The 14,216-nt window shown below is 67.9% G+C and carries 20 protein-coding genes, 1 pseudogene and 1 riboswitch; of the genes and pseudogenes, 5 read left to right on the top strand and 16 right to left on the bottom strand.

Annotation, left to right across the window (positions count from 1 at the left end; translation table 11 throughout):
- Nucleotides 1-43: 43 nt before the first annotated feature.
- Nucleotides 44-150, bottom strand: a riboswitch (glycine riboswitch).
- Between the two features lie 54 nt (nucleotides 151-204).
- From DEU38_RS21935 to DEU38_RS21885, 11 genes are all read right to left on the bottom strand, one after another.
- The gene (locus DEU38_RS21935; RefSeq protein ID WP_114723517.1) at nucleotides 205-822 is read right to left on the bottom strand and encodes a MerR family transcriptional regulator; all 618 of its coding nucleotides are present in this window, start codon (nucleotides 820-822) and stop codon (nucleotides 205-207) included.
- Between the two features lie 238 nt (nucleotides 823-1,060).
- Nucleotides 1,061-1,534, bottom strand: coding sequence for a bifunctional nuclease family protein (locus DEU38_RS21930; protein WP_114723591.1), 474 nt, complete (start codon nucleotides 1,532-1,534; stop codon nucleotides 1,061-1,063).
- A 99-nt stretch (nucleotides 1,535-1,633) separates the two neighbouring features.
- A complete protein-coding gene (locus DEU38_RS21925) occupies nucleotides 1,634-2,371 on the bottom strand; it encodes a MerR family transcriptional regulator (RefSeq protein WP_114723516.1) in 738 nt (245 codons plus the stop codon).
- Nucleotides 2,368-2,865 carry an FHA domain-containing protein gene (locus DEU38_RS21920; protein ID WP_114723515.1) on the bottom strand — a complete coding sequence of 166 codons (498 nt, stop codon included), beginning with the start codon at nucleotides 2,863-2,865 and terminating at the stop codon, nucleotides 2,368-2,370. Before DEU38_RS21920 ends, DEU38_RS21925 begins: the two co-directional genes overlap by 4 nt.
- Before the next feature lie 221 nt (nucleotides 2,866-3,086).
- On the bottom strand, nucleotides 3,087-3,491 hold the full coding sequence (gene gcvH / locus DEU38_RS21915; protein WP_114723514.1) for a glycine cleavage system protein GcvH: 405 nt from the start codon (nucleotides 3,489-3,491) through the stop codon (nucleotides 3,087-3,089).
- Between the two features lie 45 nt (nucleotides 3,492-3,536).
- Nucleotides 3,537-4,256 (bottom strand): DUF881 domain-containing protein, encoded by a 720-nt coding sequence (locus DEU38_RS21910; RefSeq protein ID WP_114723590.1) that lies wholly within the window; start codon nucleotides 4,254-4,256, stop codon nucleotides 3,537-3,539.
- A gap of 86 nt (nucleotides 4,257-4,342) precedes the next feature.
- Nucleotides 4,343-4,693 (bottom strand): small basic family protein, encoded by a 351-nt coding sequence (locus DEU38_RS21905; RefSeq protein WP_114723513.1) that lies wholly within the window; start codon nucleotides 4,691-4,693, stop codon nucleotides 4,343-4,345.
- Nucleotides 4,690-5,496, bottom strand: coding sequence for a DUF881 domain-containing protein (locus DEU38_RS21900; RefSeq protein ID WP_114723512.1), 807 nt, complete (start codon nucleotides 5,494-5,496; stop codon nucleotides 4,690-4,692). Before DEU38_RS21900 ends, DEU38_RS21905 begins: the two co-directional genes overlap by 4 nt.
- A 56-nt stretch (nucleotides 5,497-5,552) precedes the next feature.
- Nucleotides 5,553-6,176 (bottom strand): CDP-alcohol phosphatidyltransferase family protein, encoded by a 624-nt coding sequence (locus DEU38_RS21895; protein ID WP_114723511.1) that lies wholly within the window; start codon nucleotides 6,174-6,176, stop codon nucleotides 5,553-5,555.
- Nucleotides 6,177-6,268: 92 nt separating this feature from the next.
- Nucleotides 6,269-7,312 carry an SMP-30/gluconolactonase/LRE family protein gene (locus DEU38_RS21890; protein WP_114723510.1) on the bottom strand — a complete coding sequence of 348 codons (1,044 nt, stop codon included), beginning with the start codon at nucleotides 7,310-7,312 and terminating at the stop codon, nucleotides 6,269-6,271.
- Nucleotides 7,313-7,353: 41 nt separating this feature from the next.
- A complete protein-coding gene (locus DEU38_RS21885) occupies nucleotides 7,354-7,971 on the bottom strand; it encodes a CoA pyrophosphatase (protein ID WP_114723509.1) in 618 nt (205 codons plus the stop codon).
- 93 nt (nucleotides 7,972-8,064) lie between these two features.
- Here DEU38_RS21885 and DEU38_RS21880 point away from each other — a divergent pair, with 93 nt between their 5' ends.
- Genes DEU38_RS21880 through DEU38_RS21865 form a run of 4 tightly spaced genes read left to right on the top strand, consistent with a single transcriptional unit; the run spans nucleotide 8,065 to nucleotide 10,571 of the window.
- Nucleotides 8,065-9,327 (top strand): hypothetical protein, encoded by a 1,263-nt coding sequence (locus tag DEU38_RS21880; protein WP_397484747.1) that lies wholly within the window; start codon nucleotides 8,065-8,067, stop codon nucleotides 9,325-9,327.
- Entirely contained in the window at nucleotides 9,324-9,794 is a 471-nt protein-coding gene (locus DEU38_RS21875) for a GyrI-like domain-containing protein (protein ID WP_114723507.1), read from the top strand. The genes DEU38_RS21880 and DEU38_RS21875 overlap by 4 nt, the downstream gene beginning before the upstream one ends.
- A gap of 50 nt (nucleotides 9,795-9,844) precedes the next feature.
- On the top strand, nucleotides 9,845-10,345 hold the full coding sequence (locus tag DEU38_RS21870) for a DUF732 domain-containing protein (RefSeq protein WP_114723506.1): 501 nt from the start codon (nucleotides 9,845-9,847) through the stop codon (nucleotides 10,343-10,345).
- 10 nt (nucleotides 10,346-10,355) lie between these two features.
- Nucleotides 10,356-10,571: a hypothetical protein gene (locus DEU38_RS21865; RefSeq protein ID WP_114723505.1), complete on the top strand. Its 216-nt coding sequence runs from the start codon at nucleotides 10,356-10,358 to the stop codon at nucleotides 10,569-10,571.
- Between the two features lie 90 nt (nucleotides 10,572-10,661).
- On the opposite strand, the gene DEU38_RS21860 is transcribed toward DEU38_RS21865, so the two are convergent.
- Nucleotides 10,662-11,597 (bottom strand): aldo/keto reductase, encoded by a 936-nt coding sequence (locus DEU38_RS21860; protein ID WP_114723504.1) that lies wholly within the window; start codon nucleotides 11,595-11,597, stop codon nucleotides 10,662-10,664.
- Nucleotides 11,598-11,674: 77 nt separating this feature from the next.
- On the opposite strand from DEU38_RS21860, the gene DEU38_RS21855 reads away from it, so the two are divergent.
- A complete protein-coding gene (locus DEU38_RS21855; protein WP_254622512.1) occupies nucleotides 11,675-12,274 on the top strand; it encodes a TetR family transcriptional regulator in 600 nt (199 codons plus the stop codon).
- A 68-nt stretch (nucleotides 12,275-12,342) separates the two neighbouring features.
- On the opposite strand, the pseudogene DEU38_RS29415 reads toward DEU38_RS21855, so the two are convergent.
- The 4 genes and pseudogenes from DEU38_RS29415 to DEU38_RS21835 all read right to left on the bottom strand — a co-directional run.
- Nucleotides 12,343-12,405: pseudogene (locus DEU38_RS29415) on the bottom strand (transposase); the annotation flags it as partial.
- 727 nt (nucleotides 12,406-13,132) lie between these two features.
- A complete protein-coding gene (locus tag DEU38_RS29410) occupies nucleotides 13,133-13,264 on the bottom strand; it encodes a hypothetical protein (RefSeq protein ID WP_258558097.1) in 132 nt (43 codons plus the stop codon).
- Between the two features lie 206 nt (nucleotides 13,265-13,470).
- Nucleotides 13,471-13,683, bottom strand: coding sequence for an enoyl-CoA hydratase (locus tag DEU38_RS21840; RefSeq protein ID WP_254622513.1), 213 nt, complete (start codon nucleotides 13,681-13,683; stop codon nucleotides 13,471-13,473).
- Nucleotides 13,684-13,814: 131 nt separating this feature from the next.
- The gene (locus tag DEU38_RS21835; protein WP_114723587.1) at nucleotides 13,815-13,994 is read right to left on the bottom strand and encodes an enoyl-CoA hydratase; all 180 of its coding nucleotides are present in this window, start codon (nucleotides 13,992-13,994) and stop codon (nucleotides 13,815-13,817) included.
- Between the last annotated feature and the right edge of the window lie 222 nt (nucleotides 13,995-14,216).

Below are 14,216 nucleotides of genomic sequence, written 5' to 3'. Positions count from 1 at the left end.
CCCCGTGGGCGGGTGGGTACTCCCACCGCTTTCCAGAGGCGTCGGAGCCCGCACGGTCCTGGGTGCCTGAGAGATTGACGGGGAGGTATTGCTCCTTCGGCGTCCGAGCAGCAGCTACAGCTGCGCCCGGAACTCTCCCGCACGACGGCGACGCACCGTCAGTCTATGCCACGACCTGGCACCTGGACGAAAGCCCAGAACAGGCTAGCCGGTCTTGCGGTCGCCGCGACTCTTGCGCCGCGAGGCGAGCTCGTCCTCGGGGGCCTGGGCGGCCTCGCCGCCGTCGGCGCGTTCGGCCGGGAAATCGGCGATCGTTCCGGTGAGCTCGCGCATTGCGCCGCTCACCGCGATGCCGAAGACGCCCTGACCGCCCTGCAGGAGATCGACGACCTCCTCGGCGGACGTGCACTCGTACACGGTGGTGCCGTCGGAGAACAGGGTGATGCGGGCGAGGTCCCGCACACCCCGCCGACGTAAGTGGTCGACCGCCACGCGGATGTTCTGCAGCGAGATCCCGGTGTCCAGGAGACGCTTGACGATCTTCAGGACGAGGATGTCCTTGAATGAGTACAGGCGCTGGCTGCCGGATCCCGCGGCGCCGCGGATCGACGGGACAACCAGGTTGGTGCGTGCCCAGTAGTCGAGCTGGCGGTAGGTGATGCCGGCGATCTGGCACGCGATCGGCACGCGGTATCCGACGAGGTCGTCGGGGACGGAATCGTCGGGGAACAACCCGGGCTGCACGTCCTCGTCGACGTTCAACGCACCGATGGTCGCCTCGTCGGTGAGGTTCAACTGGTGCTCCTGCGGCCGATCTCCCACGGACTACTCCCTCTCGCGTGTTCAGCAGCGGCTGACAGGCGCGGAGCCTCGACGATTCCCCGCTACCTGCACATCGCTCACTCGTGACATCGAGTAAACCCGAACGGTGGATCCACTCAGGGTACGCCCCGCGCATACCGCGCGGCGGTCGTTCACAGCACGTGACGGTATGGCCTCGACGAACGGAGGTCAATGCAACACGCCCAAAACCCTCAACCTAAAGTTGAGGCTTAGATCGTCAGCCGTCGGTCGCCTTGAAATCGTCCGGCGACACGGACTCGAGGAACTCCTTGAACTTCTCCACCTCGTCCTCGCGCTCGTCGGGCATCACCAGACCCGCCTCCGCGAGAACCGCCTCGTCCACATAGATCGGAACACCGATCCGCAGCGCGATCGCCACCGAGTCCGACGGACGGGCCGATACCCGGACGTCGCCCTCGAACACGAGGTCGGCGTAGAACGTCCCGGCCTGAAGGTCGACGATCCGCACTTCACGCAGGGTGTGACCGAAGGCCTCGAGAAGATCCTTGATGAGGTCGTGCGTGAGCGGGCGTGCGGGTTCTACCCCCTGCTGCTCCAACGCAATCGCTGTGGCCTCGGTCTGCCCGATCCAGATCGGCAGGTACCTGTCGCCGTTGCTTTCACGCAGAAGCAACACCGGCTGGTTCTGCGGCTGTTCGACACGGATTCCGATCACACGCATCTCACTCATCGCGTCCTCCACCTCGTACCGGTGACCGGGTCCACCTCGAACGGCGAACAAGCCCCGTTTGACGTACTGCCCCGATTCTATTCGAACCCGCTGCGGCCGTCAGCGATCGAGAGCCCCGCGCACCGCCGCCTTCACCAGGCAGGTGTGCAGCGTCAGGGACAGCGCCGCGAGTTCACGCACCATCTCCTCGGCTCGGTCGCGCGCACCCGCATCGCGACCCTTCGCCACCGGCCCGGCGATCTGCGCGACCAGGCCTGCCTCGCGGTCGGCGGCCAGTTTGAACGCCCGCAGGTGCCGGACCTCGAGACCGAACTCCGACATCGCCTTCGCGGTCCGTGACAGCGTCACGGCGTCCTCGTCGAAGAATCCGGCGGCGCCGGGCACGACGAGGCCGCTACGAAGCAGGTCACCCAGGAATCGTTCGTCGATACCCGACCGTGCGATCAGATCGTCCCGGCTGATCCGCACCTCACGATCGGCACGGAACTCCTCGGGCGACACCTCACCGGGTGCCACCGCGAGGGTGCGCGGCCGCCGAGGCAGCGAATCCACCGCGCCGACGGTCGCGACACCGCTGTCGATCGCCTCCAACTGTTCCTTGATCACCTTGAGCGGCAGGTACTGATCCCGCTGCGCGGTGAGCACGAACCTCAGTCGCTCACAATCGGCGATCGAGAATCGCCGATACCCCGACGGCGTCCGCTCCGGACTGATCAGCCCCTCTGCCTCGAGGAATCGGATCTTGGAGATCGTCACGTCCGGAAAATCCGGGCGCAGTCGATCGAGCACCGTGCCGATCGACATGCCAGTGGCGGCCTCCTGCCGGACGGCTGTCATTGGTTGCCCGCACCAGCCGCGGACTCGCCGATCTGCGGGCCGGCGTTGCCGCCGCGCGGGCCGGTCAGGAACACGAGGCGGAACTTGCCGATCTGCACCTCGTCGCCGTTCGCCAGGACAGCGGAGTCCACCGGCTCACGGTTCACGTACGTACCGTTCAGGCTGCCCACGTCGACTACCTGGAACTCGTCGTCGTCCTGACGGAACTCCGCGTGCCGGCGGCTCACCGTGACATCGTCGAGGAAGATGTCGCTGTCGGGGTGGCGCCCCGCGGACGTCGTCGGCTGGTCGAGCAGGAAGCGCGAGCCCGCGTTCGGGCCCCTCTTGACGACGAGCAGCGCGGAACCGGCGGGCAGCCCCTCGACTCCGGAGACCGGAGCCTCAGCCGTCTGCGAGGACGAGCTGTCCATCTCGTTGAGAAAATCCGCACGGAAAACCGATGTGGTCTCGGCCGGCGTCTCTCCGTAAACCGCATCGTTGCCGTTCTCGCTCACCGTTTCTCCTCCTCAATCCGTTTACCCGGGAACGTTTTCTGTGTCCCCGGGGTCACGCGGTACCACTCGGCCTCGACGAATCTCGGCCACCATCACATTCCGATGCGAATCTGCGCACCGACAGGCATCTCGCTCACCTCGACCGTACCCTGACAGCGGCGGTGCGTGTAGGTGGACAGGCCGGGCGAAGACCCGCGAAATCCGGCGAAATCCTCCGGGAATCAGCTGCCGGAAACCGCGAGGTACGCCTCGGCGTCCAACGTCGCGGCGAGTACCTCGTCCAATCCGGCCTCGTCCTCGACCTCGAGGTCCACCAGCCAGCCGCTTCCGTACGGGTCGGAGTTGACCAGCTCGGGGCTGCCGTCCAGATCGGCGTTGACTGCAACAACTTTCGCCGTCAACGGCGCAAAGATGTCCGAAACGCTCTTCGTCGACTCGACCTCGCCGAAGGAATCACCCACGGTCACGTCCTCGCCCTCCGCCGGCAACTGCACGAACACGACATCGCCGAGCTGCGACTGTGCGAAGTCGGTGATACCCACACGCACCGTCGTCGGACCCGTGCGCCGCACCCATTCGTGCTCTGCTGTGTAGCGCAGATCGGCGGGGGTAGCGAGCTCACTCACGGTGGCTTCCTTTCGGGGGCGGCCCCACGAGCGGGCCGGAGAAGATCAGTTTCCGGGTTGAGCGTATTGGCGCGGTTTGACCTCCCGCAAGGCGGAGACGGTGACCTGCGGCGATTGCACGATCCGCAGTTGTCCGCCGCTGCGCGCGACGGTGTCGACCACACCGCCGGGGATGTTCAGGGCCGCCGCGAGCGTCGGTGGATCACCGATCGCGACGATCCGGAACGGGGCCGAGATCCGCCGACCGTCGACGGTGACGTTCCCGCCCCCGCCGCTGACCCACGAGTCGACGCCGATGCGGATCGGTTCGGAACCGGAGCCGCTGATCTCGATCGCCTCGGCGCCGGCGGCGCGCAACTCCTGGATGAGATCGAGTAGCACCTCCGAGCCCACCGACGAGCCGGGGTCCTCGACCGTGAGGGTGACGCCCGGACCGGTCGCGGCCACGGTGCCCACCTGGATCGACAGCGCGGACAACCGGGCTTTCGCCTCCTCCAGGGCCGCGCCTGAACTACCCCCGCCGGCCTCGAGCTTCGACAGCGTCTGCTCGAGCCCGGCAATCTCCTGCCGGAGCGCGGCCTCGCGCTGGTTGAGATTGCCCAGGACCGCGAGCAGGTCGGCAGGTCGGGCCGAATCCAGGTTGTCACCCGAGCCGGTGCTGCTGACCTGTGTCACGATCGCGACGCCGAGCGCTGCCATCAGCAGCACCGCGAGCAGCGCGAACGCGAATCGGGATCGCGTCCGTGTCCGCGTCGACGAGGGCATCTCGTGGCGGCCCTCGCTGCGGGGTCCGGTGGTCTGGGTGGTCTCGGCGGTGTCGGTGGGGCCGTCGTCGTCAGGTTCCACGCCGATCACGCCCCGAACAGTCGACGCCGCAGCGCCGCAGCGTTGCCGAAGATCCGGATACCGAGGACGACGATGATCGCCGTCGACAGCTGTGTCCCGACCCCGAGCTGGTCGCCGAGCCACACGATCAGCGCCGCGACCAGGACGTTGAACACGAACGAGACGACGAAGACCTTGGAGTCGAAGATCCCGTCGAGGTAGGCGCGCAGCCCGCCGAAGACGGCGTCGAGCGCGGCGACCACTGCGATCGGCAGATAGGGCTGGACGGCGTCGGGCACCTGCGGGCTGAACACGATCCCGAGCGCGATGCCGGCGACGAGCGCGAGCACTCCGTAGAGCGCGTATCCACCTTTCACGGTGCCCCCGTTTCCTGTGCGAATCTCACTTCACGACCGGCCGCTGCCGGGAGCTGCAGGTCGTCGGACTCGGCGATGGAGAATCCCACGCCGTACAACTGCTGAACCGTCGACATCCGCAGATAGGCGTCACTCACCACGAACCCGGTCTGCAGCTTGCGCGGCGGACCGATGGCCGACACCCCGTAGGGCGACGGCACCGGCTGGTTGTCGACGAGCATCGCCCCGCCCGCCTGCCGGATGGTGACGGCCGGACCGACCCGCACGTCGCCGACGGCGACGGCCTCGGCGCCGCTCGCCCACAACGCGTTGACGACGGCCTGCAAGTCCCGGTCGAGCACGCCGGCCTGTGGGGAGCCGGGGACGCGCTGCGACGAGTCGGACAGGTCGGGCCTCGCCGCCGGATCGGTGAGGGTGACAACCAGCCCGGGTCCGTGCACCGGTTCGGCTGCGGCGGCGGACTCGAGCGTGCGCAACTGGTCGAGGACCTGCGCGCCCTCGGCGTCGCCGGCGAGGACGGAGGCCCGGAGGTCGTCGACGCGGACGGTCAGCTCGTCCCGACCGGTGGCCAGGCCGCGGCCCCGATCCTCGGCGTCGCGCACCTTGGTCAGCATCTCGGTACGCGTCTGGTCCACATCGGAGGCGGACGAGGTCGCCTGCGCGTACGAGATCCCGAACACGAGTCCGACCAGGACTGCGCCGAGCGAGATCCATGCTCCCGCCGCGATCCGGGTCGGTCTGGAGTGCCCCTGTTCCCGGTCCTCGACTGCTCCGGCGTACCCGGGGTCGAGGTGGTCGTTCATGAGCGACTTCAGCAGCGACGGGACCGGATTCCGTCGGACCGGCCTGGGTGTACCTGTCACGGGCCGCTCCGGGTGACGGCGCGCGGCACCGTGCGAGCCACCTCGGCCGCCTTCGCGATGTACAGGCCCGCCGTCCAGACGTAGAGGACGGTGCCCCAGATCAGCAGCGCGTATCCCCACGGGTCGGCGATCGTGGCGAAGCCCCAGTCGAGTTGCGCCGCCAACAGGAGCGGGAGCGCGAACATCAATGCGAACGTCGCCGCCTTGCCGAGGTAGATGACCTCCGGCGGCGGAAGCCCGCGGCGACGGTAGACCGGCAGAGTGAACGCCAGGATCAGGTCCCGGCCGATGAGAATGGCCGCGACCCACCACGGGATGATGTCGCGTGCGACGAACGCGATCAGCGTCGTGATCACGTACAGCCGGTCCACCAGCGGATCGAGCAGGGCGCCCAGACGCGACATCTGGTTCAGCAGGCGGGCGAGCTTGCCGTCCGCCCAGTCGGTGAAGCCGCTGAGCATCAGGACCGCCAACGCCCACCCGTCGGCCTGGGGACCGAGCATCAGGTACAGGAACAGCGGCACACCGGCGAGCCTGATCGCGCTGAGAAGATTCGGGATGGTGAGGATGCGATCGGCGTCCGGCTCCGAGCCCACGTTCTGCTGTCCTACCGCGTCCACCGACAATCCTCTCGGGTTCCCGTCCCTGTCGCAGGCCAGCTTTCCACACCCGGTGTCCCATTTCAGGGACCGACCGTTCGGAGGCGGACCGGTCAGAGCCCCAGCTCGCAGCGCGGGACCCGCGCGAGTGCGCCCGCAGAGAGGCTGCCGAGGTAGAGCCAGTCCGGCGTCTCGCGGACGCCGGTCACGGGCGAGTAGCTCCCCTTCCCGCCCCGCAGGCTGTGCACCACGCGGCCGGCGCCGTCCAGCGCGAGCACCCAGGCCCGGTGTTCGGGATCGGGTTGCACGCGGCTCGGCAGATTAGCGGTGAGGATTCGCAGACTCGGGTACGGCGCCACCCGGTCCAGCAGCGCCATCCGGGGGCTGTACAGCGCCACCCAGAAGATGCCCTCGGCGGTCTGCGACGTGACATTGTCGGGGATTCCGGGCAGGTTGTCCGCCCATACGGAGACGGCGCCGGCCCGCGGTCCCGTCAGCTCCACCCGCTGGATCCGGTACGAGCCCGTCTCGGCGACGATCACGTAGGACTCGTCGGTCGCGAGGCCGACACCGTTCGCGAACTGCAGACCGTCGGCGAGCAGGTCGATGTCACCGGTGCGTGGATCGAACCGCAGCAGACGTCCGGTACCGCTGTGCTCGAGTAGGTCGAGGCGGTGTTCCGGGACGGTGAACCGGGCCGACGAGTCGGTGAAGTAGACGATGCCGTCCCGGCCGACGGCGGAGTTGTTGCACGCCAACAGTGGTCGGCCCAGCGCCGAGTCGGCGAGCAGTTCGACGCGTCCGGTCTCGTCCACCCGCAGCAGCCCGCGTTCGCAGTCGCACACCAGGTAGCGGCCGGCGTCGAGGACCTCGACCCCGAGCGGACGGCCACCGGTGTGCGCGAGTTCGGTGGCGCGTCCGGCAGCGTCGAACCGCCACAGCCGGCCGTCGTCGCCGCCCGTGATCACCCGGCCGTCGCCGTCGACGGCGACGTCCTCGGGCCCGCGGCCGGTGGGCAGCCGCCACTGCTCGGAGCCGTCGAGCTCGTGTCCGGGAGCGAACGGTCCCGTCTCGGCGGGCGCGGGCGGCGGTTGCCACGCGACCGGTTCGATGCCGGTGCGGTCGAGGGCGCGTAGAACCGTCCGCAGGATGCTCACGAGCCCGACGCTAGTCCGGCGCGCGAGCACTCACGCGGGTTTCAGCGCCACGCGAAGGCGGGCTGCGCGAACGACGCGACCCGGGTGTGCCGCCCGTGCAGGACCACCTCGCAGAACTGATGGATCACCGCACCGGTGGGGGCGTGGATGTGCTCACCGCGGAAGGGCCAGCACGCGACGCGCTCGGTGGATCCGGGGATCGTCGTGTACTGCGTCGGGACGTCGAGTTCGTCCAGCGCGATCGCGAACACGTGGGCCACCTCGTCCGGGCTGGGCACCACGGACGCGATCGACTGCTCCGACCACACCACGTACGGGGTCATGATGTAGCCGGAGTGGGTGACGAAGTCGTCGAGCCTCCCGAGTACGTCCTCGGGGCCGACGTGCACCCCGAGTTCCTCACCGAGCTCGCGCAGGGCCGCGTCCTGCGCCGTCTCCCCCGGGTCGAGCCGTCCGCCGGGCAGCGCGAACTGGCCCGCATGGGCGCGCATCTTCGAGGGCCGCAGCGTCAAGGGGAACACCGGAGCACCGTCCTCGCCGCGCATGACCGCGATCGCGACGGCCGCCTCACGACGGCCGGCGCGGGCCGCCGATTCGGGCTCGAAGGCCCGCAACGCAAGTTCGATCCGTTCCCGGGTGCCGCTCGTCGAATCCGCCATGACCGCCTCCTGCGTGCCGAACCGCTGTTCGCCCGATCATGCCCCATCCGTCCGGGGGCCTCGATATCGTGAAGGCCTGCGATGGGGGTTGCAATGCGCATGTCGCCGCGATCGATCGTCCGCCGCGTCCTGGGCGGCTCGGCCGCCCTGTGTGCCGCGGCCGCGCTCGTCGCAGCGCCCACTCCGGCAATTGCCGCGCCCGTCGATCCGCTGCCCTGTGCGTGGCGATTCATGTCCGACGGTCAGTCGCTCGATGTCGCTTTCCCGGATACCAACGCCACCTACTGGGTCCTCCCTTACGCCCTGGGTCCGCGGGATTCCATCGAGCTGTCCGGCGCCTACCCGTCCGCACGCTACTTCTCGCTCAACACCTACGGCACGGACCTCGACACGATCGACACGTTGCGGGACGACCAGATTCTCCCCGACCCCGGGAGCGGGAATCCCTTCACCGACGCCGACAACCGTTCGCTGCCACCCGATCCGCGGCGGTGGCACGCGACGCTGGTGTCCGGACCGGCCGACCGTACGCGCAACGAGATTCGGGCCCTGCGGGACGACGCCGCGCCGGTCGGCTTCCTGATCGTCCGGGTCTACGTTCCCGACGATCCAGGCTCGCTCAGCGGCGGCGTGCCGCTACCCGATGTCACCTACAGGCTCGGTGGAGCGACCGTCCCGGTGCATCCGTGCTCGCAGCCGTTCGACCCGAAATCGTTCTCGGGCCCGGTCGCCGATGTGGCTCGGCGCGGTATCGACCGGGCGATCGAAACCGCCGCGTCGGGCACCTTCCTCAACGACACACCCGAGGCGGTGTTCGTGAACCCGGCCAGCACGTCGGGCCTGTTTCCGAACGGCGACAACAAGTACATCGCCGCCCAGTTGACTCATCGGCCCGGACGGGTCGCCGTGGTGCGCGGCAAGGCGCCGTCGTTCCCCGACACCCGGGCGGGCGTGTCCGCGATCGAGCCGGATCGTCAGGTGCGTTACTGGTCGATGTGCCAGAACGACCTGGTCTCGCCGTACCCGGTGGTGGCGTGCGCCGCGGACTTCCAGACCCGGGTCGACGACGACGGCTGGTACACGTTCGTCGTTGGCGCCCCCGAGGACCTGCCGGCCTCGGATTCGACGGTCACGGTGCTGCCGTGGGGGTCGACCGACGTCCCGAAGAAGGTCCTGATCCTGCGGAACATGCTGCCGTCACCGGACTTCTACCCGATGTCGGTCCAGGCGTCCCAGTCCGGCGACATCGATCCCGCCGTCTCGATGGGGCCGTACTACCCCACGGTCGCCTACTGTTCCGCCTCCACGTTCGCCGCGCGGGGTTACCACGGCTGTTTCGAGGGCCCGCAATCATGAGCTACGACATCCGGATTCGCGACATCGACGAACAACCGACCGGCGTCGTCGACGGCAACGTCGACGTCGACTCCATCGCCGCGTTCCTGGGCCCGGCGTTCGCTGAGGTGGCCCGCGCCGCTGCAGCCCAGGACATCGTGATCGTCGGCCCACCGTTCGGACGGTTCCGGCCGCGCTCCGACGGCATCTGGAACGTCGAGGCGGGCTTCCCGATGGCCCGCACGATCGAGCCCACCGGCCGGGTCGAGTCGGCGTCGCTGCCGGCAGGTCGGTGCGCGAGCACAGTGCACGTCGGCAGCTACGACACGGTCGAGTCGGCCTACATCGCGCTGACCCAGTGGATCGCCGAACACGGTTACGCCACAACCGGCGAGCCGTGGGAATGCTATCTCGACGACCCCGACGTCCCCCTGCCCCGCACCGAGATCATCATGCCGATCGTGTGGCCCGTCGCGAGCGGGAACTGAGCACGCCCCGGAAGAGATCTTGTCGCCCTGGTAGGGCAAGATTCCGCATCGTGATCCGCTCGGCCCGCTTCGGCTTCTTCTCCGCTCTCTCCGCCACTGCTCTGATCCTCACGGGCTGCAGCGGCACTCCCACCGACGGGGAGCCCGTCGTCATTGCCCACCCGACCCCCGACGCGACCACCTCGGCCGCTCCGACGGAAGCCGTCCCGGCAACCCATGCGACACCGCGCACTTCCGTCGCAGGACCATCGTCGCTCCCCGTCGGCGACTCCCCCGCCGTCGTCGCACCGCCCGAGCGCGAGACCGAACCGAACAGCACCCTCACCAGCGAGGACATCCTGTTCCTGTCGTACATCACCGAATTCACGCTGATGGAGAAGTCGGAGAGCGATCAGATCCGGATGGGTCTGTCGATGTGCAATTCGCTGTACCGCGGGCAGAGTAAGCCCGATCTGACCACCGAGTACCTCGGTGACGGCCGCTACACCACCGCCGAGGTCACCAACGTCCTCGGCGCCGCGACGGTCGCGTACTGCCCCGACTTCGTCTGAGCACGTTCCGATGAGCGAACAGATCTCGTACGACGCGATGCGCCGCCTCCTCGGGCTGCCCGAGGCGCCCGCTCGAACACCCGCTCCGTGGGCGGTCCGCAAGATCCGCGTCGGTGACGACTGTGGGCGGTGGGGCGTCTGGAGGTACACCGGCTGTGCCGCCCCGATGCACGTCCTCGTCGCGACGTACGACAACTGGCCGGACGCGATCACCCGCATCCGCTGAGGGTTTCCGCGTGTGCCGTCGAGCAGATGCGCATTCGAACATCGTTCGCATCCTCTACCGGAGGGCCGTTCGATCGAGGGGTGCGGCTTCCTACATCCGGCCGCCGACGCCGCCTGTGGGGGCGATCTGCTCGATGATGGCGAGATCGTCGGGAGTCAGGTCCAGTTCGGCCGCGGTGACGTTCTGGTCGACGCGCTGCGGGTTGCGCGATCCCGGGATCGGGACGATGTAGTCCTCGCGGGTCAGCAGCCACGCCAGTGACAGCTGCGCGAGCGTGGCGCCCTTGCTTCCGGCGAGTGCGGTCAACTCGTCGACGACGGCGATGTTGGCGTGAAAGTTCTCCGGCGCCCACCAGGGGATGTGCTGGCGGAAGTCGTCGGCGTCATAGCTCTCGCGGGAGGCTACCGCGCCGCTGAGGAAGCCCCGGGCCAGCGGTGAATAGGCGACGAATCCGATACCGAGCTCCTGGAGGACGGGGAACAGGGATTCGACGTCGCGCGCGAAGATCGAGTACTCGGTCTGCAGCACCGAGATCGGGTGTACCGCGTGCGCGGCGCGGATGGTGGACTCGTCCGCCTCGGACAGCCCCAGATACTTGACCTTGCCTGCCTCGACGAACTCCTTCATCGTGCCGACCACGTCTTCGATCGGAATGTTCGGGTCGGGGCGATGCTGGTAGAGCACGTCGATCGTGTCGACGCGGAGGTTGCGCAGACTGGACTCGACCACCTCGCGGATGTGAGTCGGGCGCGAGTCGAGGCCGAAAGAGCGGGTGAAGCCGAACTTCGTCGCAATGACCACGTCGTCGCGAATGGGTGCCAGCGCCCGTCCGAGCAGTTTCTCGCCTTCGCCCCAGCCGTACATCTCGGCGGTGTCGAACATCGTCACGCCCAGCTCATGGGCCTTTCGGATCGCGGCGATCGACTCGGTGTCGTCGGTGGGGCCATAACCCGTGGCGGTGCCCATCGCCCCGTAGCCGAGAGCGGCAGCGGTCAGGCCCTGCCGGCCGAGAGTGCGAGTGTCCATGATGAAGCCTTTCGTCGATTGTCATGATGCGTCATACGTGGCAGTCTCTGACACTTTCGACACTGTACGCTTCCATCGTGGAAAGCTCATCGAATCCGGGCCTGCGCGACATCACGCGCGAGGCCGTGCGTGCACGGATCGCCAAGGTCGCGATCGACCTGTTCGCCCAGCAGGGTTTCGATGCGGTCACCGTCGAGCAGATCGCCGCCGAGGTGGGCATTTCGGCCCGCAGCTTCCACCGCTACTTCCCGGCCAAGGAAGACGCCGTCATCGGCGACCTCGTTCCCTGGGGTGAGTTCGTCCGCGACGCCTTCGCCGCGCGGCCGGCCGATGAACCGGTCTGGGATTCTCTGCGCGTGTCCTTCGAAGCCCTGCTGGCTCAACCGAACAGGGACGAACAAGGAAGCAAGAGGACCATGCGCGTTCTGACGAGCGCAGCGTCCCTACGCGCTCGCAACCTGGAGAAGCATCTACTGTGGGCGAGTCTGCTCACCCCGCTCGTGCAGGAGCGACTCGCCGGCGATCTCGCGGTACTGCGAGCACAGACACTGGTGCAGGCGTCGCTGGCCTGCTTCGACGTTGCGATGACCACCTGGGCGGAGCCTGACGAGACCATGGACGCGGTGGAACTCCTGCGTCGATCCTTCGCCACGCTCGCCCCCAAGTATCCGACATAGGGCCGACTACAGCGCTCCACGTCCCGTGAAGCCGGCCCGCCGAGGGGATTGTCCACCTCGTTCACGAACCGGGTGGGATCGCCGGTGCGCGCCAGCATGCGAGCCGCAGTCACGACACCGACACCGGGGATCTTCAGGAGCTTGGCGCCACCGGCGGCGAGCTGCGGTCACCGCGCACCAATTCGAAGTGCAGCGCCAGTTCGGTTGCGGCAGGGCGGATCACGGAGGCGCGATCGGCACGACGTCGTGCGGGCCGCGCTCTGAGCGAACACGCTTGTTGTTGAACCATGCTTTCGATGGCTCGCTCAAACGGATAGACGAAGCCGAAGAGTAGAGAAGTTGCTCCCGCATCGCGAGAGTCCGCCGCGGCACCAGAGATCCCACCCGCCCGCAAGGGGCTCGGGGCCGGATCACCGGCCGTAACGCCGATCTCGTCACACCGACCGGGTGGGCGGTGGCTCCCTTTCGAAATGTGCGTTCGAAATGCGTGCGGAAGCCACCGCCTGCAACTTCCCGGGATCCGTCAAGAACGGGACGTCACCACCACTCGAGTCAGGAGGCGAGCAGTGAGTTGGACGTTAGTCCAACTCCTCCCCGCGCACCTCGACAGAGCGTTTTCACCCTCGAAGTCATCCTTTCGGGGCATCCGCCCAGCCCAGCGGCCAGCTGTCGCCGCGGGCCCGCACGACGTGGCACCCAGATCAAGGACCGGTGAGCGCACAGCTGGAATCCCCAGGGACGTGATGAGCTCGAGTAGCTGCTCGGCGAACGGCCCCGCCAGATTCTCTCCGGGGCGCGTGCAGTCCTCGACGATCGCCTGCCGATCGACATCGGCGAGCATCAGCTGCATCGCCGACATCAACCCGGTGCAGTTGTCACGTACAGATCGCTCGAGGTCGGGATCTGGTCGACAATGCCCTGGATCTGATCCGGCGTCAGCGGTCCGGTACGACCGTCGGACGGCAGGAGTTGCTCCACAAGCTCGTCCATGGCCCCACCCTGAACCGGCAAAACGATGAAAGCGACGTGCACCGTGAGGATCCAGGGTGCATCGAGGCTTCGCCCAGTGAGGACGTGGAGCCGGAAGCATCAGCGAGTGTGCGGACGGGACATCCGAGGGGGCGTTGGCGTTGGCCCTCGATGCACGAAGCCCGACTCGAATAGTCTTCGCGCCGGGGCTTCTCGCCGTTCTCAGTTCATGACGTCGAAGAGCTGGGGCCCTCGTCGTCCGGGGCGGCGAGCGTGAAGGTGGGGTACTTCTCGCCGGGCATGCGAGCGAGGGATCGAACTCGGGCACCCTTCGAGCTGAGTCCGCCGATGATCCAGCCGAAACACCAGGCGCCACTGTCCAGCGCAACGATCGCCATCCTGCGCGGGCGATCGTCCCCGGCCTGAAGTCCGCGGAGCACGGGACGGAGAGCAATGATCGATCCCGCCAACGCTGGGCGAGCGATCTCTATGGCGGATCGGACCAGCCGACTATCCGCGCTGACGCATCGGAGACCGAAGCACAACATCGTCCACGCTCCTCCGGCGCTCGCTACAGAGCGAAGCCGATCCCGCAGTTCGGGGCGGCGACGGTGAAGGTCGGCAGCTTGCTCGCGGCGGGACGGACAAGTTCGACGCGCAGACCGGACTCACGACGCTGACGCCCGACGAGCCTGGCGAAGCACCAACCGCCGTCGTCCAGTGTGATGAGCGTCTTGCGTCCGCGGAACATCGTGGTCACTCTCCCTGCGTTCTTGTTGAACAGGACGCATCGAGCGTGCCCTAGCGGACGTGGTGGGAGCGACGGTACTTCTACCTGTTCGAGTACCTGTCTTGTTCGCCCCGAGGCAATGGGCTCGGAGTGCCGGTGGTCGCCGACAACGCCCGTACAGGAGCGGCACCGCGCAAGCACGCCCCGATCGCGGTGCCATTCCGACCCACAACCAGTGGAGCC

Origin of the sequence: Rhodococcus sp. AG1013, assembly GCF_003350365.1 — a bacterium.
Taxonomy (GTDB): Bacteria; Actinomycetota; Actinomycetes; order Mycobacteriales; family Mycobacteriaceae; genus Prescottella.
This window is presented reverse-complemented; position numbering and strand designations above follow the sequence as displayed.